This window comes from Rhodocyclaceae bacterium (assembly GCA_020248265.1).
Taxonomy (GTDB): domain Bacteria; phylum Pseudomonadota; class Gammaproteobacteria; order Burkholderiales; family CAIKXV01; genus CAIKXV01.
Genome location: JADCHX010000001.1, coordinates 35,396 through 56,335 on the forward strand (window position 1 = coordinate 35,396; position 20,940 = coordinate 56,335).

19 protein-coding genes are annotated in these 20,940 nt (G+C 67.9%); 3 read left to right on the top strand and 16 right to left on the bottom strand.

The genetic code is table 11. The annotated features are described in order from the left end of the window. The 3 genes from ING98_00175 to ING98_00185 form a co-directional block, all read right to left on the bottom strand. On the bottom strand, nucleotides 1-915 hold the full coding sequence (locus ING98_00175; protein ID MCA3100267.1) for a tripartite tricarboxylate transporter substrate binding protein: 915 nt from the start codon (nucleotides 913-915) through the stop codon (nucleotides 1-3). Nucleotides 916-1,273: 358 nt separating this feature from the next. Continuing rightward, nucleotides 1,274-2,059, bottom strand: a complete 786-nt coding sequence (locus ING98_00180) for a fumarylacetoacetate hydrolase family protein (protein ID MCA3100268.1) — start codon at nucleotides 2,057-2,059, stop codon at nucleotides 1,274-1,276. Nucleotides 2,060-2,135: 76 nt separating this feature from the next. After that, complete coding sequence (locus tag ING98_00185; protein MCA3100269.1) at nucleotides 2,136-2,738, bottom strand: VOC family protein; 603 nt, start codon at nucleotides 2,736-2,738, stop codon at nucleotides 2,136-2,138. A gap of 211 nt (nucleotides 2,739-2,949) precedes the next feature. On the opposite strand from ING98_00185, the gene ING98_00190 reads away from it, so the two are divergent. Together ING98_00190 and ING98_00195 are read left to right on the top strand one after the other, a co-directional pair. Further along, complete coding sequence (locus tag ING98_00190; protein ID MCA3100270.1) at nucleotides 2,950-3,942, top strand: tripartite tricarboxylate transporter substrate binding protein; 993 nt, start codon at nucleotides 2,950-2,952, stop codon at nucleotides 3,940-3,942. Between the two features lie 139 nt (nucleotides 3,943-4,081). Continuing rightward, nucleotides 4,082-5,056: a tripartite tricarboxylate transporter substrate binding protein gene (locus tag ING98_00195; GenBank protein MCA3100271.1), complete on the top strand. Its 975-nt coding sequence runs from the start codon at nucleotides 4,082-4,084 to the stop codon at nucleotides 5,054-5,056. A 33-nt stretch (nucleotides 5,057-5,089) separates the two neighbouring features. On the opposite strand, the gene ING98_00200 is transcribed toward ING98_00195, so the two are convergent. The 7 genes from ING98_00200 to ING98_00230 form a co-directional block, all read right to left on the bottom strand. Then, a complete protein-coding gene (locus tag ING98_00200) occupies nucleotides 5,090-6,472 on the bottom strand; it encodes an MmgE/PrpD family protein (GenBank protein ID MCA3100272.1) in 1,383 nt (460 codons plus the stop codon). 10 nt (nucleotides 6,473-6,482) lie between these two features. Continuing rightward, a complete protein-coding gene (locus ING98_00205; protein MCA3100273.1) occupies nucleotides 6,483-7,700 on the bottom strand; it encodes an alpha/beta fold hydrolase in 1,218 nt (405 codons plus the stop codon). A gap of 31 nt (nucleotides 7,701-7,731) precedes the next feature. Continuing rightward, a complete protein-coding gene (locus ING98_00210) occupies nucleotides 7,732-8,733 on the bottom strand; it encodes a tripartite tricarboxylate transporter substrate binding protein (GenBank protein MCA3100274.1) in 1,002 nt (333 codons plus the stop codon). 20 nt (nucleotides 8,734-8,753) lie between these two features. Next, nucleotides 8,754-9,962, bottom strand: coding sequence for a prolyl oligopeptidase family serine peptidase (locus ING98_00215; protein MCA3100275.1), 1,209 nt, complete (start codon nucleotides 9,960-9,962; stop codon nucleotides 8,754-8,756). Nucleotides 9,963-10,033: 71 nt separating this feature from the next. Beyond that, the gene (locus tag ING98_00220) at nucleotides 10,034-10,996 is read right to left on the bottom strand and encodes a tripartite tricarboxylate transporter substrate binding protein (protein MCA3100276.1); all 963 of its coding nucleotides are present in this window, start codon (nucleotides 10,994-10,996) and stop codon (nucleotides 10,034-10,036) included. A 65-nt stretch (nucleotides 10,997-11,061) separates the two neighbouring features. Beyond that, nucleotides 11,062-12,282 (bottom strand): 3-methylitaconate isomerase, encoded by a 1,221-nt coding sequence (locus tag ING98_00225; protein MCA3100277.1) that lies wholly within the window; start codon nucleotides 12,280-12,282, stop codon nucleotides 11,062-11,064. A gap of 10 nt (nucleotides 12,283-12,292) precedes the next feature. Further along, nucleotides 12,293-13,048 carry an SDR family oxidoreductase gene (locus ING98_00230; protein ID MCA3100278.1) on the bottom strand — a complete coding sequence of 252 codons (756 nt, stop codon included), beginning with the start codon at nucleotides 13,046-13,048 and terminating at the stop codon, nucleotides 12,293-12,295. Nucleotides 13,049-13,187: 139 nt separating this feature from the next. Here ING98_00230 and ING98_00235 point away from each other — a divergent pair, with 139 nt between their 5' ends. Continuing rightward, nucleotides 13,188-14,201 carry a tripartite tricarboxylate transporter substrate binding protein gene (locus tag ING98_00235; protein ID MCA3100279.1) on the top strand — a complete coding sequence of 338 codons (1,014 nt, stop codon included), beginning with the start codon at nucleotides 13,188-13,190 and terminating at the stop codon, nucleotides 14,199-14,201. Here the strand turns inward: ING98_00235 and ING98_00240 are convergent. The 6 genes from ING98_00240 to ING98_00265 form a co-directional block, all read right to left on the bottom strand. Further along, the gene (locus tag ING98_00240; protein ID MCA3100280.1) at nucleotides 14,188-15,009 is read right to left on the bottom strand and encodes an alpha/beta hydrolase; all 822 of its coding nucleotides are present in this window, start codon (nucleotides 15,007-15,009) and stop codon (nucleotides 14,188-14,190) included. The genes ING98_00235 and ING98_00240 overlap by 14 nt on opposite strands. Next, complete coding sequence (locus ING98_00245) at nucleotides 15,006-15,950, bottom strand: cupin (GenBank protein ID MCA3100281.1); 945 nt, start codon at nucleotides 15,948-15,950, stop codon at nucleotides 15,006-15,008. Before ING98_00245 ends, ING98_00240 begins: the two co-directional genes overlap by 4 nt. Before the next feature lie 40 nt (nucleotides 15,951-15,990). Then, nucleotides 15,991-16,965 (bottom strand): tripartite tricarboxylate transporter substrate binding protein, encoded by a 975-nt coding sequence (locus tag ING98_00250; protein MCA3100282.1) that lies wholly within the window; start codon nucleotides 16,963-16,965, stop codon nucleotides 15,991-15,993. Nucleotides 16,966-17,027: 62 nt separating this feature from the next. Next, nucleotides 17,028-18,068: an ABC transporter substrate-binding protein gene (locus ING98_00255; GenBank protein MCA3100283.1), complete on the bottom strand. Its 1,041-nt coding sequence runs from the start codon at nucleotides 18,066-18,068 to the stop codon at nucleotides 17,028-17,030. A 46-nt stretch (nucleotides 18,069-18,114) separates the two neighbouring features. Further along, nucleotides 18,115-20,433, bottom strand: coding sequence for a xanthine dehydrogenase family protein molybdopterin-binding subunit (locus ING98_00260; GenBank protein MCA3100284.1), 2,319 nt, complete (start codon nucleotides 20,431-20,433; stop codon nucleotides 18,115-18,117). Further along, a complete protein-coding gene (locus tag ING98_00265; GenBank protein ID MCA3100285.1) occupies nucleotides 20,430-20,939 on the bottom strand; it encodes a (2Fe-2S)-binding protein in 510 nt (169 codons plus the stop codon). Before ING98_00265 ends, ING98_00260 begins: the two co-directional genes overlap by 4 nt. Between the last annotated feature and the right edge of the window lies 1 nt (nucleotide 20,940).

The following is a 20,940-nucleotide window of genomic DNA, read 5'->3' on the forward strand; positions in this document are numbered from 1 at the left end:
TCAATCGGGGGTGATGCCGGCAGCTGCGATCACCTTCGCCCATTTCGGCAGTTCGGACCGGAGGTAGGCGTCGAAGGCCTCCGGGGTGTTTCCGACCGGTTCCGCACCCAGGCTGTGCAGGCGTGCGCGAACCTCCGGCAGTTCAGTCATGCGTCGCAGCTCGCGCGCGAGCAGGTCCACGATCGGCCGAGGGGTCCTGCGCGGAGCCAGGATGCCGAACCAGGTTCCGACATCGAAGCCCTTCAGCGCATCGCCGATCGGTGGTATCTCGGGGGCGGCTTCGGAACGCTGGCCGGTGCTGATGCCCAGCGCACGCAGTTTGCCGGCCTTCACCTGCGGCAGCACCGAAGGCAGCGTGCTGAACATCAACTGGACCTGTCCACTGACCACGTCCGAGATCGCGTTGGCGGCCGCCTTGTACGGCACATGGATCAGGTCCACGCCGGCGAGCGACTTGAACAGTTCGGCGGCGAGATGGGTGCCGGTACCGCTGCCGGAGGAAGCGTAGATCAGGCCCTTGGGCGTGCTCTTCGCCAGCGCGATGAGTTCGCTCACAGAGCGTGCCGGCACGGATGGATTGACCACCAGCACATTGGGCACGGTGGCGATCAGACTGACCGGGGCGAAGTCCGCGATCGGATCGTAGGAAAGCTTCTTGTAGAGGCTGGGATTGGCGGTGTGGGTGCCGAAGCTGCCCAGCAGCAGGGTGTAGCCGTCCGGCGCGGCCCGGGCGACCACCTCGGTGCCCAGGATGCCACCGGCACCACCACGGTTGTCGACCACGAAGGGCTGGCCGAGCGCTTCGGACAGCTTCAACGCAGCCAGCCGGCCGCTGATGTCGGCAGAGCCGCCGGTGCCGAACGGGATGACGACCCGGACGGGACGGTTGGGGTAGACCTGTGCACTGACAGGCATCCAGGCATGGGTGCACAGGATCACGACGAGCGTGAGAGTGGTCCACGAAGGGCGATGCTGTCTTGAATGCATTCGTTCTTCCAGTTGCATCGCGCGGCGCAAGGCCCTCGTGCAGTCGGTGTGACCCCGTCTGGCGCCATGATACGTCCCGATGCACTGGAACAGCACTGCATGCCGCCGCCGTCGCTGCGCGAGGGCGGTTCGGATACACGTACTTTCTCCTGTGCCGGAGACGATCCTGCGAGCCGCCCCATGAAAATCGGGACGCCAAGCGGTACAGGACTTGCCTGCTAGAACCGGCTCCTGCGCACTTCCACGCGCGGCATTGGAATCCTCATTACGTTAAACCGAATTGCCGCTACCGCGCTTCAGCCACCACCGGATTGCGCAGGATCCCGATCCCCGGAATCTCGACCTCGCACACATCGCCGACCTTCATGTTCTGTGGCAAGCCGTCCGTTCCCATCCAGATGACATCGCCCGGATAGAGCGTGATGTACTTCGTGATCTCGCTTATGTAGGTCTCGACGTCGAAGATCATGTTGGCCGTGGCGAAGCGGTCGACCTCGGCTCCGTTCAGACGGACGATCGTCGTCATCGTGCGGTAGTCGAGGTCGGTGACGATCCAGGGACCCATCGGCTTGAAGGTGTCCGCATTCTTCGACCGCCACATCGTGCGGTCGTTGCGCTGCCAGGTGCGTTCGCTGACGTCGTTGCCGATGGTCCAGCCGAAGACGTGCTCGAGCGCGCGCTCCTTCGGGATGTGCTTGCCCTGCTTGCCGATGACCGCGACCAGTTCGCCCTCGTACTGGAACTGCTCGCCCGAATCGGCCGGCTTGACGATGTTCTCGCCATGGGCGATCAGGGCGTTGTTCGCCCGGTAGCCGATGTCGGGGTTGGGCGGGAACACCGGCTCGACGCCGCGGCGCTTCGCGCTCTTGATGATGTGGTCGGTATAGTTGATGCCCACGCAGTAGAACGTGGCCGGGACGACAGGCAGCAGAAGCTTCACCGCGTCCAGGGCATGCCGCTGCGCGGTGACCGAATGCGACCCGAACGGACTGCCGTCGACGGCGGTCACGACGCCATTGTCGACGATCCCGTACGACACCTTCCCATCCACCTCGAACCTGCACCAGATCATCGCGCCTGCCTCGCTGTCGTTGTATCGAACGCCCGGTCGTGGAAACCGTCCGGGAGAATGCTCCGGTCGTAGCCGATCACTCGGGCATGCGGACCAGTTCCTGCTGCGTCACGCCGCTGCGATACTGTGCCACGTATTCGCCCGGATCGATCTCGATCCCCGACACGTTGCGCCGGTAGCTCTCGGACCGATAGTAGGCAAGATAGGCCTCTTCATCGGCGTAGTTGACCGCCGACAGCTCGACCATGTTGCCGTCGGGATCACGGTAGTAGAAGCTCGTTCCAGGACCGTGGTTCCAGGCGCGCTCCGGGACGATGCCCTGCGCGCGCAACGCTTCGAACCTGGAAAACAGATGATCCAGGCCCTGATGGCGCAACTGCATGTGATGCAGTCCGGGCTCGCCCTTCAGCCCATCGGCCTTGCCGCTCACGGCAGGTACTTCGAAGAGGCCCAGCACCTGCGTGTAGGGATGCTGGTGATAGAGCCGGATGAACGCGATACCCCATGCGCCGGTCCATGAGGCCTGCTTCGCATCGTCGCGCACGAAGAACGCCTTCACCTGCAGCAGGTTCTCGTACCAGTCCTTCAGCCGTGCGAAGTTGGACGTCTTCAGCACCACTTCACTGAACTGTGGCGCCGGGAACGGCCCGTCCGTTCCCACCCCTTCGGCAGCGCTCATGTCTGTATCTCCCCGATCGGACAAACGGCCCCGGCCCTGGATCTTTTCCAGGGGATGGTCCCCCTGCGTCCGCCAGTGATCCGTGAAACGCCTCGCCTGCAACTGCAGACCGCGCGTGCACTTGATCCGTCACCACTATATATTAGCGCCGACAGGGTACGAATGCGCACCTCGATTCGACGCGGCGACCCGGTTCCAGGGAGGAACGACCATGAAGACGCGCATCCCGCAGGGGTGGCTGCTGGCGTCGCTCGTTGGCACGGCTGCGGCTGGATGCAGCCTGCACGCGCACGCACAGGGTCCTGCGCCCTATCCTGCCCGCCCGCTGCGGATCATCACCGGCTTCGTCGTCGGAGGTGTCAGCGACATCATCGCGCGCACCGTCGGCGAGCAGGTGGGGCGCCAGCTCGGCCAACAGGTCCTCATAGACACCAAGCCTGGCGCGGGCGGCATGCTGGCAATGGAGATCGCGGCTGCTGCCTCGCCCGATGGATACACGCTCCACCTGGCCACGTCGATCATGGCGCTGGGACCGCTGTTCACCGAGCGCAAGGTCTCCTTCGATCCGTTGAAGGCTTTCGCTCCGGTCGCCCGGCTCGGCACCGGGCCGACGGTCCTCGCCGTCACGCCCAAGCTCCCGGTCAGATCGGTGAAGGACCTGGTCGAACTGGGACGATCGCGACCGGAACCCCTGCTGGTCGGGCATTCGGGAGACGGTTCGATCCAGCATCTGGCTGGAGAATTCTTCCGCGTCATGTCCGGGGTGAAGCTCACGCCGATCGCCTATCGCAGCGGGCAGGCTTCGCTCACGGCAGCCTTGCAGGGCGAAGTGGAGGCGACCTTCGCGCCGCTGTCCTCGGCGCTCGCCCACATGGAAGCCGGCCGGCTGCGGGCACTGGGCGTGACCGGTGCGGTCCGGGCGAAGGCCGCCCCCGACATCCCCGCCATCGCCGAATTCCTGCCCGGCTTCAACATCGCGTCCTGGTACGGACTGGTGGTGCCGGCAGCCACGCCGGGCCCTGTCATCGCGCGGCTCAACGAAGAGACGCGCAAGGCCCTGCAAGCGCCTGCACTGCTCGACATCCTGGAGCGCCAGGGCATCGAGGTCCAGTACTCCACGGCCGCCGAGTTCGGCAGGCTGATGAGCGACGATCGACAACGCTGGAGCAGGCTGGTGAAGGAAGCAGGCGTCGTCCTGCGCTGACGCGGTCGGCCGCAACCAGGGTGCGTCGGTCGCACGCCGATCGCGCATCAGGCCACCGCAGTGGCGAGTAGGATGTGGCGCTGACCCAGCCGCGCGCCATTGCTCCCTCGCCTCGATGTCACGACCGGAGACCGCAGTCTTGCATCCACCCCTGCACGCCTCGTCCCTGCTTGCGATCTGCCTTCTGGCAGCGCCCGCCGCCCTCGCCCAGGACTACCCCACGCGCGTCATCCGCATCGTGGTCGCGCAGGCTGCCGCCTCCGGCCCCGACCTCGTGGCGCGCACGATCGCGCAGAAGCTCACCGAATCCTGGGGGCAGCAGGTGATCGTCGACAATCGTCCGGGAGCGAACGGCATCATCGGCGGCGAGCTGGTAGCACGCGCAAAGCCCGATGGCTACACGCTGCTGATCGGGGTGCCGAGCGCGATCACGATGAATCCGTTCGTCTACCGGCAGATGCCCTACGATCCGCTGCGCGACCTGGCACCGGTCACGCAGATCGCGACGAACACCTTCGGTCTCGTCGTGACACCCAGCCTGCCCGCGTCTTCGATGAAGGCGCTGGTGGCGCTCGCGAAATCCCGCCCCGGTGAGTTGCTGTATGCATCGGCGGGCCTGGCCAACCAGACCCACCTTGCGGGCGAGCTGTTCGCGAACGCGGTGGACATCCGCATGGTGCATGTGCCGTACAAGGGCTCCACGCCTGCATGGACGGACCTCATCAGCGGGCAGGTCGCGCTGATGTTCACCTCCACCCAGGGCGTGACGGGCCATGTGAAGACCGGCAAGCTGCGGCTGCTCGCCACGCTGGGCGAAAAACGCGCGCCGGCATTCCCGACCACGCCGACCGTCGTCGAATCTGGCTATCCGACCGTGGTGATCACCGGCTGGACAGGGTTGTTCGCGACCACCGGCACGCCGCCCGATGTGCTGGGGAAACTGGCACGCGAGGTCGGCAGGCATCTGGGCGCCGCGGACGTGCGTGAACGAATGGCCTCCGATGGCGCCGAACCGAGCCCCAGCAACCCGGAAGCATTTGCAGCCTTCGTCAAGGCCGAAGCGGTCAAGTGGTCCCGGGTCATCCGGGCTGCCGGCCTCGAGAACACGCAATAGCGTCGGCGAGGGCGCGCCGCTGCAGCCGGCGAATCAGAGGTCTGCGCCGCCCGCAAACCCGCGCATGTCGGCGATCCGTTCGAGCCGCAGGCTGTCGCGATAGACCGTATCGGACAGCGCCTGGCCCCATACCGGCCGCGCGAGATCGAAGAACTTCCGCTCCACCTCTCCCGGTGCATGCGGGTTGTCCGGCTCGCCACGCATGACCTCGCATCGTCCCTCCAGCCTGCGGCCGTCCTTGAGCACGACGGCCAGCACGCACATCTGCTTCTCAGGATACTGGCGGGTGAAGCCTGCGTCCTCCTGCAGGTCCACGCGCAGCATGAGCGCCTTCACCCGGGGATCGGCGACCCCCGCCTCGCCGAAGCAGTCGAGGTTCCAGCGCCGATGGACCAGCACCGTCGCCAGTGCAAAAGGCACGGAGAAGCGGGCGCCGAACGCGTTGTCCACCACCGTCTTTCCGCAGAAAACGGCGAGGCGATGCGTGCGCACCTCGACCCTGGCGATGTCGTCCACGTCGAACGAAACGGCGGGCTCTCGCTCAAGCAGGTCGCGCAACGCGTCGATCGCCGAATGCAGGTGGCGCGCGCCGGAGTACAGCTTGATGTAGCCCTCGCCTGCGTACCATTGACTGCCGAGCCCGGCAACGGCGCCAGCGGCATCGAAGGCGTCGCCCAGCACCTGGCCGAAGGTCACGTCGAGCGCCGCATGCGGCCCGGTGAAGCCAGCTTCGGCGAGCCGGACCGCCATCTGTCCCATCTGGCTGCTGTGCCCGGCATACCAGTTGCGCACGGTCGCGCCGTCGAGCATGGTCTGTCGGTTGCCTCCCATCGGCGTTGCGCCTGCGACGTTGATCAACGCGCGGACCTGGGCGCGCGACAGCCCGCGCATCTTCGCCACCGTCATCGCCGCCCCGAGCACGCCGTAGGTGCCATGCGGCTGCACCATGATGCGCATCTTCGCCGCACCGCCCACGCGTGCGCACACCTCGTATCCGACGACGCAGGCGAGCAATGTCTCTGCACCGCTGGCGCCTGTCTCCTGCGCCACGGCGAGCGCGGACGGCAGGCAATGGATGCCCGGATGCCCGTGCGACTGCGAGTTTCCCGAATCGAGCTCCAGGAACACGCCGGCCGTACCGTTCAGCCCGGCTGCATCCAGCGGGTTCATCCGGCGGCCGCTGCCGACCACGCAGGCCGCGCCGGGCGCGGTGAGCGGCGCATGCACCGCCAGCAGCGCCTTCATCTCGCTGGTCTGCATCCCCGCGGCGATCACCGCAAGGGTGTCGGCGAAGGTGATGCGCATCTCGTCGAGCACCGCATCGGGGATGTCCTCGAGGCGGGTGCGGCAGACGAAGTCCGCGATGAGGTCGAGATAGTCTCCGTCGAGCGGCGCTGGAGCGGTCATGGTCTTCATCGTGCGCCGCTCAGGATGCCAGCTGGTCCACCTTGAATACATCGGCCAGCCAGTCCATCGCCAGCTCCTGGCCGATGGTCGGGTTGTCGTGCTGGCAATGGTCGGCGCCGGTCTCCTCCGCGGTCACGATGCGCAACGTCACGTCGACCGACTTGCGCTTCGCGTACTCGTGGACCATGTTCGCCCGCTGCACGCCGTTGACGTCATGCCCGCCATGGACGATGAGGTAGGGGCAGCGCATCTTCTCCAGCACGCCTTCCAGCGTGAACGGCCGGGTCTTCTCGATGGCTGCGTCGATGTCGTCGGCGCCGAACACCCACTTCACGTGGCGGGACTTCTCCGCTGTCCGGACATCCTTCCGGCTGCTGTAGCCGTGGTGGATGCTCCAGATCGCGCCGTGCGAGATGCAGGCAGCGATGCGCGGCTCCATGCTCGCCGCCCGCGCCGAGTAGTAGCCACCGAGGCTGGAGCCGCAGACCGCGATCCGCGCAGGGTCGATCGCTGTGTTCGCAAGCAGCCAGTCGATGCAGCGACCGACCGGTACTTCATAGTCGTGCCGCGTGGGGATACCGTGCCGGCGCAGCGTGCCGCCCTGCCCCGGGCCGTCGAACATCAGTACCGAGAAGCCGCGCTGCACGGCGCCTCGGGCCATCATGAACCAGAGCTCGTCCTTGTACGAATCGAGGCCACCGCAGCAGATCAGCACCGGCTGTGGCCCGGCGCCGACCGGCGACTGCACGAAGTAGCCGTACATCGGCTTGCCATCCTCGTACGGGATCTCGACCGCCTGTCCGGCGGGGCGCAGCTGGGCCAGGAACTTCTTCGACATCGACTCGCAGCGCTCGAAGGTCGCGAGCCGGCGCGGATCAGAAGGCTTGAGGAAGAACTCCGCGTGACGGTAGTAGTTCGCTGCGCGCAGCCAGCAGTTCATCGCAGTCTGCCGATGCCCGCGCCCGATGGCCTCGTCGCCGCGTGCACGGTTGCGGTCGGCCACCCGCGTCCATTCGGCATGCCAGGACTCCAGGTCGCCCGGGATCATCCGGCTCGCGGCCTGCAGGCATTCACTGACCGCTCCGCCGCCTTCCTGCGTCTCGCCGAGGGCGCGCCGCAGCTGGAAGGACATGATCGGATGGTCGGGCCAGTGGTGCCAGCCGTAGGGCTCGTAGTGGGGCAGCCTGTTCTCGGTGATGACGCTGATCGCAACCTGTTCGACGCTTCCGTCCTGCATGCTCACGTGTCCTCTCCTCGCATCCATCCAGTCAGTTCGGCGGGCTGTTCAGCTTCATCGCCGACAGCATCGCGTTGAGTTCGCGGTGCTGCTCTTCCATGTAGCGGCGCATGTCCGCGCTGCCCAGGTAGCCCTCTTCGAGGTACAGCTTCTTCAGCATCTCCTTCCACGCGTCGGTCGCCACCGCGCGTGCGATCACGTCGTTCCAGTACGCCACCTGCTCCGGGCGCATGCCACGCGGACCGACGACGCTGTGGTAGAAGGCGACCGTCGCATCCCAGCCCAGCTCCTTCCAGGTAGGCACGTTCGCGAACACGCCGGTCATGCGATCCGGGGCGGCCAGCGCGATCACCCGCAGGCGCCCGGACGCGACATGCGGCAGCAGCACCGCCGGGGTCGCGGACACCACGTCCACGTGCCCGCCGAGCACGGCAGTCGTCGCCTCGCTGATCGACTTGTACGTGACCACTCGTAACGCCGTGATGTCCACCCCTGCCCGGCGCAGCGGCAGGGCCACGCCGATGTGGTTGACGTTGCCCAGCCCGACGCCGACGGTGATGCTCAGCGCCTGCGGGTCCTTGCGCAGCCGCTCGACGAAGTCGCGGCCGGTTCGGATGTCGGAATCGGCCTTCACCGCGACCATCAGGTATTCGGTGTAGAGCCGTGCGATCGGCGTGAACTCGAGCGGACTGACCTTGCCGGTCGCCTCGGTCGGCGTGGTGAGCAGCGTCGGCGACCCGATCAGCAGGTGCTCGCCGCTGCCGTTGTGCTGCAGCAGGTAGTTCGATGCGATCACGCCGCCGGCACCGGCCCGGTTGCTGACCATGACCGGCGTGCCTACCAGCTTCTGGTCGCGCATCAGCGTCTGCAGGAAGCGTCCGCTGCGGTCCGCACCGCCACCGGGTCCGGCCGGGATGATGATCTCCACCGTGCCGCTGGGCTTCCACCCTTGCGCGGCGACATTTCCCCCGAGCAGGAGCATCATTGAGGCGAAGATCGCGCGCGACACGCGGACGATGGCAGACCGTTGCATGCTTGCTCTCCCTCTTGCGTTCAGCCGCGCAGGTCCGTCTGGTCGATACCGAACCGGTCGGCCAGCCAGTCGCCGACGATCTCCTGCCCGAGGGTGGGGTTGTCGTGCTGGCAATGGTCCGCACCGGTCTCCTCCTCGCCGACGAGGTGGAAGGTCACGTCCACGCCGGCCTCCTTCGCGCACTCATAGACCTTGCGCGCCCGCTCTACGCCACCGGTGTCGAAGCCGCCATGGATGAGCAGGTAAGGGCACTTCATGTTGCCGAGCACGTCCCATAGCTTCGCCTCGCGCATGTGCTCGCGGGCGGCGGCGACCGTATCGGTCCCCGAGATCCACTTGATCTGGAACGCCATGTGGTAGTTCTCGCCGCGCTCCGCCCAATGGGCGTAGATGTCGCCATTGCCGCCGTGCGACACGCAGGCCGCCAGCCGCGGCTCGAAGCAGGCGGCGCGCGCCGAGTAGTAGCCGCCGAGGCTCGAACCGGACACCGCGATGCGCTTCGGGTCGATGTCGTCGCGCCCCTCGAGGTAGTCGATGCAGCGGCCGACCGGCACTTCATAGTCGAACCGCGTGCGGATCCCGTGCCGGCGCAGGCTGGCCCCCTGCCCCGGCCCGTCGACCATCAGCACCGAGATCCCGCGCTGCACCGCGCCCCGGCCGAGCATGAACCAGAGCTCGTCCTTGAACGAGTCGAGTCCGCCGAAGCAGATGAGCACCGGCTGCCTGCCGGTCGCCAGCGGCGAGCGCACGAAGTACGCAGACAGCGACTGGCCGTTCTCGTAGGGCACCTGCACTGCCTCCCCGGGCGGATCGAGCCGGGCGAAGTACTTCGCCGACATCTGCTCGCAGCGATCGAACACCCCCATCCGCCGCGGATCGTCCAGGGACATGTAGAACTCGGCGTGCCGGTAGTAATTGGCCGCCCGCAGCCAGCAGTTCATCGCGGTGCGCAGGTGCCCGTCGCGCTCGGCCGCGTCGCCGCGCAACCGGTTGCGCTCGGCGACCTTCAGCCACTCGACATGCCAGCTCTCCCTGTCGCCCGGGACCATCCGGCTGGCGGCCTGGAAGCATTCGCTGACTGAGCCGCCACCTTCCTGCGTCTCGCCCAGCGCGCGGCGGAACTGGAACGACAGCGCGGGATGGTCGGGCCAGTGGTGCCAACCGTACGGCTCGTAGTGCGGCAGCTTGTTGTCGCTGATGACATCCAGAAGCTTTTTCTCGGCGGCCATGCGATCTCCCTTTGCGGGCAGGTTACCGCAAGACATTGGGGCTTGCACCGCCGCCTGCCTTGCAGGCGCGGCTACTCCGCCTTGATCCCCACCTCCGCCACCAGCCGCTTCCATTTTGCGACCTCGGCCACGATGTGCGCGCGGAACTGCTCCGGCGAGCTGCCGATCACGTCGAAACCCTGGTCCTGCGCCTTCGTGGTGAAGTCCTGCGACTTCACCACGGCCAGCACCTCCTTGTGCAATCGCGAAACCATCGCCGCGGAGGCCTTGGGCGGAAGCAGCACGCCGTACCACTGGTCGGTGTTGAAGCCCTTCAGGCCGGACTCATGCACCGTCGGCAGGTCTGGCACCTGCGGTGCGCGGCGCAGGCCGGTAACCGCCAGCATCCGCAGGCGGCCGGTCTTTCCGTGCTGCATCGCGGCCGGCAGCGCGGCGAAGATCAGGTCGACGTGCCCCCCGAGCACATCGTTCAGCGCCGGCCCGTTGCCCTTGTACGGCACGTGCACGAAGTTCGTGCCGGACATGCTGTTGAACATCTCGCCCGACATGTGCGGCGCGCTGCCGATGCCGGCGGACGCGTAGCGCAAGGGCTCCTTGCGTCCTTTGGCGAACGCGATCAGCTCCTGCACCGACTTCGCCGGGATGGACGGATGCACGACCAGCACGTTCGGCGCCGAGGCGATCAGCGACACCTGGGAGAAATCGGTCGCGGGATCGTAGGGCAGCTTCGACAGCGCGGGGTTGATGCCATGCGACGCGGTGTACCCGAGCAGCAGGGTGTAGCCGTCCGGCGCGGCCCTGGCCACGGTCAGCGCACCGATGCTGCCACCGGCGCCGCTTCGATTGTCGACAAGCACCGGCTGGCCCAGGTTCTCGGCCATCTTCTGCGCGAGCATCCGTCCCAGGAAGTCGGTGCCGCCGCCCGGGGCGACCGGGATCACCAGCCGCAATGGCTTGGCCGGCCAGTCGGCCTGTGCGAGCACGAAGGAACACCACAGCAGGGCCGGCAGCACCGGCAGGATTCTCGAAGCCACGTTCCACTCCTCCATCAGGCAACGACCACCTCTCCGGGTGCACGCGGCCATGGTGAACCTGCGGATCAGTCGAAATGACGCGCCGACACGTAGACGGTACCGTCCATGATCCTGCGCGCGGTACGCATCACGGCCGAGCGCACCAGCCGGAATCCCCTGCCATCGGGCTCGACCTTCGCCTCCATCTCGAGGACGCCGGTCGGATGCCCGATGCGAAGGCGGCCACCGCCGGTGCAGGAAGGCCGGGCGATCTCGTTGACGATCGTACCGGGGATACCCACGGCTGCGCCGGTGCACACGGCGACCGTGCCCGCATAGGCCTGGTGCGGCGTGCCCATGCTCATGCCCCTGCCAAGCAGGTCCATGTCGTCTGCCCTTACCAGCCGGCCGTTCGAGTCGTGGTAGTCCACCGGTGGGTCGACGATGTAGAGCTTCGGGATGGTCGGCGTCACAGCATTGGCGTTGGCGGCTGCATCGACCATCTCCAGCCGTTCGGCCACCGCGCCGCGCACCGCCTCGATGCGCTCGAGCAGCGAAGCGTCCATCCGGTGAGCAGGCAGCTGGGCGCCGGTGAGGCCGAACACCGACGGACGCACGAAGGCGGTGACGTTGCCGGCATCGACGATCGATACCTCCACGGCACCGATCGCGGTGTCGATCGTCTCGCGCACCCGGCCGGTCGGCAGCAGGCCGCGGCCGAGCGTGCCGCCGACATCCGCCCAGTCGAGGATGATCGGCGCACCGGTCCCGGGGACCCCGGCGACCACCGCATCGCCGACCACCTGGCAGACGCCACCCTCGAGCACCGGCACCTCGGCCACCAGCAGTGCGCGTGAATTGGTCAGGTGGATACGCACCTTCGTGGTGCCTTCTACCGCATCGACGAACCCTTCCTCGATCGCGAACGGACCGATGCCGGCCGAGATGTTGCCGCAGTTGCCGCGGAAGTCGACCCTGGCCTCGTTCACCCGCACTTGGCCAAACGTGTAGTCGACATCTGCATCGGGTCGGCTCGAGGGCCCGATGATCGCCACCTTGCTGGTGAGCGAGGTGGCGCCGCCCAGGCCGTCGATCTGCCGGAAGTCGGGGCTGCCGTAGATCGCGAGGATCAGTTTCTCGCGCAGGGCCGGGTCCTTCGGCAGGTCCTCCTCGCGCAGGAAGGCACCGCGGCTGGTGCCTGCGCGCATGAAAACGCAGCGGATCGCGTACTGGTCGCCGCGCCGCCGGGCGCCGGGCCACGGCACCGGCGCCTTCGGCCGGCTCGGGATGTCGATGTTCGGTTCCATGGTGCCTCCCTCAGAACGCGAAGCGGTACATGCCACCGTCGACCGGGATCACCGTACCGGTGATATAGGACGCCGCCGGCGAGGACAGGAACAGCACCAGGTTCGCCAGTTCCTCCGGGTCGCCGAACCGGCCCATCGGGATCTCTTCCTTCGCGAACGCGAGTTCATCGGCCAGCGTCGGGTACCGCTTCTGGATCTGTTCGCTGCGGATGCGGCCGGGCTGGATGCAGTTCAGCGTCACGTTGTCCTTCGCGACTTCGCGCGACAGGCCCTTCGACCACGCATGCACCGCCGCCTTGGCCGAGAACGCCGCATTGACGGCGCGCGGCTCGGACGTACCGGTCAGCGAAACGATGCGCCCCCAGTTGCGTGCACGCATCTGCGGCAGCAGCGCATGGGTCAGCTCGCGGATGCGGAAGAAGTTGAGCAGCATCGCCTCGTCCCACGATTCGCGGCTGCCCTCGACGGCGAGCGGACGGCTTCCCCCGGCGGAATTGGTGAGGATGTCGACGGGGCCGAGCTTCGCCAGCGCTTCGGCCGCGAGTTTCTCTGCGGCGTCCTGCGGGTACAGATCGGCGACGATGATCACCGGTTCCCGTCCGCCTGCCGCGACGATCTCGGCTGAAAGTTCTTCCAGCAGTTCGCGCCGGCGCGCGACGATGCCGGTACGCACGCCCTGCATCGCGAAGGCCTTCGCGGTGGCGCGACCGATGCCACGGCTGGCGCCGGTGACCAACGCGGTCTGGCCGGTGTATCCGAAATCCATGAGGCTCCCCTGTCGTGGCCGCGTGACTTCGCGGCGTCCCTGGCTTCGAGCGTAGCGCACTCGACGTGCCGCAATGCCGCGAAAGCGGGCCGTATACTCCCGGCCAGCGTACTCCCTGCGTAAAAATGGAGCGATCCCGATGACGACCAGCGCCTGCGTCCTGCGCGCGGCCCGGCCCGCCGTACTGGCAGCCGCGCTTGTCCTGCAGGTTTCCGTGGCACCCGACGCGCATGCGCAAGCCCAGGCCCAGGCCCGCTTCCCGCAGAAGCCCGTGCGCCTGATCATCCCGTTCGCGCCGGGGGGCGCCAACGAACTCATGGCTCGCGGCATCGCCACCCGCTTTGCGGCCAGCGTCGGCACGCCGATGGTGATCGAGCATTTCGGCGGGGCCGGCGGCACGATCGGCAGCGCAATGGTGGCCAAGGCCACGCCCGACGGCCATACCCTGCTGATGGGCGCGGCGAGCTGCATCAGCCTCGCGCCGAGCCTGTACGCGAAGCTTCCCTACGACCCGGTGCGCGACTTCGCGCCGGTCACCAACGTCGCGGGCGGGCCGTACGTGCTGTTCGTGCATCCGTCGCTGCCGGCGCGCACCCTGCAGGAGTTCGTCCGACTGGCGAAAGCGAGGCCGGGCGCGTTGAACTATGCGTCGTCGGGGCCGGGCAGCATCTCGCATTTCGCCGCCGAGATGTTCCGCGTGGCTGCGGGCATCGACATCGTGAACGTGTCCTACAAGGGCACCGGCCCAGGTCTCACCGACGTGCTCGGCGGACATGTCGAGCTGATGTTCGCCGACCTCGGCGTGGTGATGCCGCATGTCGCCTCGGGCCGCCTGCGGGCGGTGGCGATCACCGGTGCCAGGCGTTCGCCGCAGATGGCGCAGTTGCCGACCGTCGCCGAGTCGGGATACCCGGACTACACGATGGTCAACTGGCGCGGCGTGCTGGCGCCGGCCGGCACCCCGAAGGACGTCGTCATGCGGCTCAACGCGGAGATCGTCAAGGCCATCCGTTCACCGGAGCTCACGGACGCGCTGGTGCGCGAGGGCTACGACCCGATCGCGGATACGCCCGAGCAGTTCGCGGCGGTGATCAGGGCCGAGGTGGTCCGCTTCGCCAACGCGGTGAAGGCCGCCGGGCTCAAGCCGATCTGAGCGTTGCTTCGATGAAGTCGAGCATGATCGCGTCGAACGCCGCCGGCTGTTCGATGTAGCACGCATGTCCGGCCCCGGCGATCACCTTGACCGGGATTCCTGGCCGAGCCGATGCCACCTCGAGGATGGACGCCGGCGTCGTGACGACGTCATGTTCGCCGAACACCACCTGCACCGGCAGCGACGCCGGCAACCGGGCGAGGTCGGACTTCGTGTCCGCCACGGTCAGCAGCTTCACCGCCTGGGTGAAACCTTCCGGGCGAAGCATCGACATGGTGTCGACGACCGCCTGCCGCTGTTCGTCGGTGGCCTGGTCGCTGAGCAGCCTGGGCCCGCGCTTCTTGGCCATCCCCGCCACGCCGAGCGCGGCAAGGTCGGACAGGCGAGCTTCACGCAGCCGCACACGCTCTGCCTCCGGCAGGCGCGCATGGCCGGCGGACATGCTGGCGAGCGTCAGTCCGAGGATGCGGTCGGGATGCCGGAGCGCGAAGCGCAGCGCCTGGATCGTGCCGAGCGAATGACCGACCAGATGCATCCGGCCCACGCCCAGTGCGTCGACCAGCTTCAGCAGCGCATCGCTGTAGTCATCGGCATCGGGCGCGTCCATCGGCAGCGCGCTCGAACCGCCATAGCCGGGACCGTCCCACGCGACCACCCGGCAGCGTGCCGACAGCGTGTCGAGCTGGCGGACCCAGGAGCGCGCGCCGGACCCCACGCCATGCAACAGCACCAGCGGCGTGCCGCTGCCCTGCTCCAGGTAGGTGAACGTCGCGCCGCCGGCGACGATGCTGCGCGGTTCGTGGCTCATGCCGGCTGGAACTTCACGTTCTCGCGCTCGGGGGTGCCGACCACCATCATGAACTGCGCATCGGTGAAACCGGTGTTGCGGAACGCGCGCGGCTGTCCTGGCGGGTTCAGGATCAGGTCGCGCGGCCCCAGTTGCTGCTCGACGGTACGTCCGCCTTCCTGCCAGCTGGCGGTCACGCAGCCCTCGAGCACCAGGTAAGCCTCCTCGACATCGCGTTCATAGGCCTTCACGCCCGCGCCGCGGGGCAGCGTGATCAGGTCCTTGCGGAAGGTGCCGGGCGGGGCTGCCCCCTCGCCGATGTAGATCGCGCGGCCGAACCCGGCCGGGTGCCATTCGGGCTTCAGCTGGCTGTAGCGCACGATGTGCCGTGCCATTTCACGGTGGCGCGGGTCGCTGCTGTCGAAGGACAGTGCCTGGGTATGGCCCGGCAGTGCACCGAAGTCGCGGCACAGCTGCGACGCATGGCTCTTCGGGTGGAACAGGTAGTGCGGCGGCTTCGGCAACCCCTTGCCGACCATGATCGACACCAGCACCGGCCCGAAGCCGTCGTTGCGGAAGCCGTGCGGCCGGTCGGTCGCATGCAGGCACATGTCCTTGGGACCGCAACGCGCGAGGATCACCTCGCCGTCGTACTCCCAGCCGATGGTCAGCACGCCTTCGATGACCAGGAATGCCTCGGTCACCTCGTGCGCATGCGACGCACCGTACTTGCCCACCGGCTGCTGCACCATGCTGAGCGTGAAATGGTCGGCCGGCAGCGTGCCCGGATCGTCGATCTTCGGCGAGGCACCGGCGCCGACGTAGCGGATCTGCGCGCGGTCGAGTTCGGGATAGCCGCGGCTGGGCGGGAACGCGTCCCAGTCGGGCACCTTGTCGGCGTAGCGGCCGACATTGCGTTTCATCCGGGTTGCGAGCGACTGGCCTTCCAGGACTGCTGACATGGCGTTCCTCCTCGTGCGGTCGCGCGCGGCGCGGCCGGGGTCAGTTGGACTGCTGCTTGACGTTGTACGTCCGGATGGCCTGCGACCAGCGCACGATCTCGGCCTTGAGCATGGCACCGAATGCTGCCGGTGACAGCGCGAGCGGCTCGAAGCCGCGTTCGCGCAGCGTCTGCGCCGCCTGCGGCGAGGTCAGCACGGTGTTCACCGCCGTGTTGAGGCGCGCAACCAGCGCCTGGGGCGTGCCTGCCGGCGCCAGCAGGCCATACCAGCCACGGATCTCGAACCCCTTGTAGCCCTGCTCCTCGATCGTCGGCACGTCGGGCATCTCGCGTGCGCGCGAACGGGTGGTGACCGCGAGCGCGCGCAGCTTGCCATTGCGCACCTGCGGCAGCGCCAGGCCCGGGCCGGTAAAGGTGACCTGCACCTCGTTGGCGAGCAATGCGCCCATCAACTGCGGCGCACCACGGTAGGGAACGTGGGTGAGACGGATGCCGGCGACGGCAAAGAAGAGTTCCTGGGATACGTGGCCGATCGCCGCGCCGGATCCGAAGTTGAGCTTGCCCGGGTTCGCCTGCGCCAGCTTGACGAACTCCGCCAGCGTGGCGGCCGGCACGGACGCATTGATCGCAACCACATAGGGCTGCTCGATCAGCGCGCCGACCGGGACGAAGTCGCGCAGCACGTCGAATGGTGCCTTGTCCATCATGGCCGGTGCGATCACGGTGGCGGCATCCGATACGGTGAGCGTATGGCCGTCAGCGGCCGCCTGCGCACCGATCTGCACGCCCAGCACTCCCTGGGCACCGGGACGGTTGTCGACCACGACCGGCTGCCCGAGCCCCTTCTCGAGTCCCTGCCCGAGCACCCGCGCGACATAGTCGACGTTGCCGCCCGCCGGGAACGGCACGACCATGCGCAGCGGACGGGTCGGGAATGCAGGCGCGTCTGCGGCAATCGCGGACGGCGCGGTGCAACCCGCGGTTGCGCCGAACAGCGCAAGACCGACCGCTGGCAAACGGCCCGCCTTCCCGCGTCGTGCACGCATGACCATCGCATCGCCCCCCCGCGTCGCCGGATTCAGGTAAGGGTACTGCCGCCGATGTCGGCGAACAGGTCTTCAACCGGCATCGCCTGCGCGAGGATGCCGTGCTCCACCATGTACTGCTGGAAGGCTTCGAAGTTCCTGCGGCCCGCTTCGATGCCGTAGGGAAACGGATCGCGTCCGAACACCGCGTCGATCTCGTCGATGTCGTCGTGCATCCACGGCAGCATGTAGCGCGGGATGGCGATGTAGCGCATGTGCCTGATGGCGATGTGCTTGGACTCGCAGAACGCCTCGAACAGGCTCTTCGCGATGAACGGATGACGTTCGTACAGGCTGCGCCGGATGACGATGCAGTGCATGATCGGGAACTGTCCGGTGCGCCGGAAGTATTCCTTCTCGCGCTCGCGGAAGTCGGGGAACAGGCGGACGATGTCCGGGTTGTGGTGGCGCGAGTCGGGCACCGAGGTGCCGATGACCGCATCGATCTCGCGCTTGTCGATCAGGTCGCTCAGCGAGCGACCGGTCTGGTTGACGGTGATCGGCACGTCGCGCAGCAGCGGCATCACGCCCGGTTCGCCATGCAGGCCGGGCCCGTTGATCTGCCCTTCGACCCAGTGGATCTTCGACAGGTCGACGCCGAACTCGTGCTGCAGGATGCCGCGGATCCACACCGTCGCGGTCATCGTGTAGCGCGGCAGCCCTACCCGCTTGCCCTCGAGGTCCTTCGGCTCGCGGATGCCGGCGCGCCGGTCGACGGTGATGTAGCCGTGCCGGAAGCAGCGTGCGGGATACACCGGGATGGCGATGAACGGCGTCTTTTCCTTCTGCACCGACAGCCGCGCGATGTAGTCCGAGCACGACATCTCGGCGACGTCGAATTCCTGCGTCGCCGACATCCGGTTGAAGATGTTGCGCGGATCATCGTTGATGATGAAGTTGAGGTCGATGCCGCGCGGCTTCACTTCGCCGGTGTACAGCGCCTGCATGCGATCGTAGAGGCCGCTGGCGAGGTTCACGCGCACCGGGGCGCCTTCGGGTCCGTCAGCGCGGGCCGCTGTTGCCTGGGTGCTCATGGCTGGGTTCCGGTCATGCTTCGTCCTTGCTGGCGGTACGTCATCGTCATGGTAAGGCAACCGGCGCGTTGCCGCGGCGGATCAGTTCCCAGATGCGCGGCGGGGTCAGCGGCAGTTCGTCCGGTTGCACACCGAAGGAGGACAGCGCCGAGGCGATCGCATTGGCGATCACCCCGCCGACCGGGATCACGCCGCCTTCACCGGCACCCTTCACGCCGAGCGGGTTCAGCGGCGACGGATGGTTCTCGAGCACGAAGGAGCGGATGACCGGGAAGTCGTCTGCGGCCGGCACCAGGTAGCTCGCGAGCGACCCGGTCAGCAGCTGTCCCTGCCCGTCGTACACCAGATGCTCGAGCAGTGTCCCGCCCAGGGCCTGGACGATCGCGCCGATCACCTGGCCATGGAGCGTCATCGGGTTGATGATGCGCCCGACATCCTCGACCGACACATAGTCGAGCAGGCGCACCTGCCCGGTGGCGGCATCCACGGTCAGGTGCGCTGCGTGGCTGCCGTAGCTGTACGTGCGCCGGTCGTTCTCGAACAGGCCATCGGCCTCGATGCCGCCCCCGGCCAGTCCCGACGGCCCGGCGAGCGCCAGCACGCGACCGCGTGCGGCGGCGCTGCGCAGGCCGTCCTCGAGCGAGACTTCCTCGGGTGCACAGCCCAGGCGCGCGGCGGCGAGCGTACGGATCGCGTGCTGGAGGTTGTTCGCCGCATCCAGGATGGCCGAGCCACCCATCACCGTCGAGCGTGAGCCGAGCGAACCGTATCCCATCTTCACGATGCCCGACGAACCGTGGCGTACGGCGCTGATGCGGTCCATCGGAAGGCCGAGCGCATCGGCCGCGATCTGCGCGAAGATCGTCTCGAGTCCCTGCCCGACGGCGGACGAGCCGACATGCACCGCCACCCGGCCATCGCCTTCGTACACCAGCCGTGCATGTTCGCGCGGGCCGGAGCCACCGCCCTCGATGTAGCAGCCGATGGCGATCCCGTGGAACACGCCGTCGATCTGCCGGCCGGCCAGCGCGACCTTGTCGTTCCAGCCGATCTCCGCCAGGCAGCGCTCGAAGGTCTCGTGGTAGTTGCCGCTGTCCGTCTCTCCGCCGGACCCGTAGGGCATCACGATCGGCAGCCGGCTCGGCATCTCGTCCTGGCGCAGCAGGTTGTGTCGGCGGAACGCGACCCGGTCGATGCCCAGTTCGCCGGCGGCGATGTCGAACAGCCGCTCGCGGAAGCAGTCGGTCTCGAACCGGCCGGGTCCACGATAACTGCCCGCCGGCGTCTTGTTGCTCACCAGCAGCGCGACCTCCATGTGCAGCGCCGGTATCCGGTACGGGCCGCCGGCCATCTGCGCGAAATTGCGCGGCGCGGTCACGGCATTGGGCCGGATGTAGGCACCCAGGTCGTAGGCACCCTGGCCGCGCAGGCCGCGGATCGTGCCGTCGCGATCGCAGGCGATCTCGAGTTCGCATTCCACCTCGCGCGCATGGGTGATCGCCAGCAGGTGCTCGTTGCGGTCCTCGATCCACTTCACCGCCCGGCCGAGCCGGCGCGCGGCGAACGGCACGAGGAAGTCCTCCGGGTAGAACTCGCCGCGCATGCCGAAGCCACCGCCGCAGTCGCTCTCGACCGCGTCGATCGCCGACTCCGGCATGCCGAGCAGGGTAGCCAGCAATGCGCGGATCGCGAACGGCACCTTCACCAGCCCCGATACGGTCAGCCGCTGCCGCGCCGCGTCCCACTCGGCGAGCAGACCGCGGGTCTCCATCGGAGCCGCGGTATGCCGGTGGACCTTGAAGCGTCGGCGGCAGGTGTACGGCGCGTCGCGGAACGCGGCATCGAGCGCGGATGCGTCGCCGCGGAGCGCCTGCAACGCGAGGCCACGGTTGCTGCCGGCCTGCTCGAACAGCAGCGTGTCGCCGCGCTCGGCGCCGGTGCGGTCGAGGACCACCGGCAGTGGCTCGATGTGCGCTGCCACCAGGCCGGCCGCATCCTCGGCGATCGCCGGCGTGTCTGCCACCACCAGCGCCAGCGGCTCGCCGACATAGCGCACCTTGCCGTGCGCCAGCACCGGCTGCTCGAAGCGGGCGAGATCGGCATTGGCTTCCATGCGCATCGGAATCATCGGTACCTTCGCACCGAGGTCCGCGGCCGTGTACACCGCATGCACGCCGGGCAGTGCCAGCGCGGCCGCGGTGTCGATCGCCCGGATCGTCCCGTGCGCGAGCGCGCTGCGCACCAGCGTCGCATGCAGCATCCCGTCGACCGAACGGTCATCGACATACTGGCCGCGTCCGGTCAGGAAGCGGAGATCTTCCAGCCGTTCGACCGGCTGGCCGACCAGGATGTCGTGCCGGGTCATCGGTCGGGACGGCCCTTGCCTGCGCCGGCCTTGTACGCGGCACGCGCATCGAGCACCGCCTCGACGATTCCGATGTAGCCGGTGCATCGGCACAGGTTGCCCGACAGGGCTTCGCGCACGCGCGCCACGTCGGCATCGGGTTCGCTGCTCAGCAATGCGTGCGAGGTCATCAGCATGCCCGGCGTGCAGAAGCCGCACTGCAACGCATGGTGGCGGCGGAACGCGGCCTGCAAGGGGCCGAGCGCCTCTCCGTCGACGAGCCCTTCCACGGTCTGCACGGCGCAGCCTTCGGCCTGCACCGCGAGCATCAGGCAGCTGCGCACCGCCCGGCCGTCGACGATGACAGTGCAGGCGCCGCAGACGCCGTGCTCGCACCCGACATGCGTGCCGGTGAGCTCGAGCGCGTGGCGCAGGCAGTCGGCCAGGGTGAGCCGGGGCTCGACCTCGACCGTGGCCGGCACGCCATTCACGGTGAAGCGCACGGTGCGCGCGGGGGGATTGCCCATG

Excerpts from the sequence above, each read along its gene's own strand:
- ING98_00175 (MCA3100267.1), bottom strand. The coding sequence starts at position 915 with ATGCCTGTCAGTGCACAGGTCTACCCCAACCGTCCCGTCCGGGTCGTC.
- ING98_00180 (MCA3100268.1), bottom strand. The coding sequence starts at position 2,059 with ATGATCTGGTGCAGGTTCGAGGTGGATGGGAAGGTGTCGTACGGGATC.
- ING98_00185 (MCA3100269.1), bottom strand. The coding sequence starts at position 2,738 with ATGAGCGCTGCCGAAGGGGTGGGAACGGACGGGCCGTTCCCGGCGCCA.
- ING98_00190 (MCA3100270.1), top strand. The coding sequence starts at position 2,950 with ATGAAGACGCGCATCCCGCAGGGGTGGCTGCTGGCGTCGCTCGTTGGC.
- ING98_00200 (MCA3100272.1), bottom strand. The coding sequence starts at position 6,472 with ATGAAGACCATGACCGCTCCAGCGCCGCTCGACGGAGACTATCTCGAC.
- ING98_00205 (MCA3100273.1), bottom strand. The coding sequence starts at position 7,700 with ATGCAGGACGGAAGCGTCGAACAGGTTGCGATCAGCGTCATCACCGAG.
- ING98_00210 (MCA3100274.1), bottom strand. The coding sequence starts at position 8,733 with ATGCAACGGTCTGCCATCGTCCGCGTGTCGCGCGCGATCTTCGCCTCA.
- ING98_00215 (MCA3100275.1), bottom strand. The coding sequence starts at position 9,962 with ATGGCCGCCGAGAAAAAGCTTCTGGATGTCATCAGCGACAACAAGCTG.
- ING98_00225 (MCA3100277.1), bottom strand. The coding sequence starts at position 12,282 with ATGGAACCGAACATCGACATCCCGAGCCGGCCGAAGGCGCCGGTGCCG.
- ING98_00230 (MCA3100278.1), bottom strand. The coding sequence starts at position 13,048 with ATGGATTTCGGATACACCGGCCAGACCGCGTTGGTCACCGGCGCCAGC.
- ING98_00235 (MCA3100279.1), top strand. The coding sequence starts at position 13,188 with ATGACGACCAGCGCCTGCGTCCTGCGCGCGGCCCGGCCCGCCGTACTG.
- ING98_00240 (MCA3100280.1), bottom strand. The coding sequence starts at position 15,009 with ATGAGCCACGAACCGCGCAGCATCGTCGCCGGCGGCGCGACGTTCACC.
- ING98_00245 (MCA3100281.1), bottom strand. The coding sequence starts at position 15,950 with ATGTCAGCAGTCCTGGAAGGCCAGTCGCTCGCAACCCGGATGAAACGC.
- ING98_00255 (MCA3100283.1), bottom strand. The coding sequence starts at position 18,068 with ATGAGCACCCAGGCAACAGCGGCCCGCGCTGACGGACCCGAAGGCGCC.
- ING98_00260 (MCA3100284.1), bottom strand. The coding sequence starts at position 20,433 with ATGACCCGGCACGACATCCTGGTCGGCCAGCCGGTCGAACGGCTGGAA.
- ING98_00265 (MCA3100285.1), bottom strand. The coding sequence starts at position 20,939 with ATGGGCAATCCCCCCGCGCGCACCGTGCGCTTCACCGTGAATGGCGTG.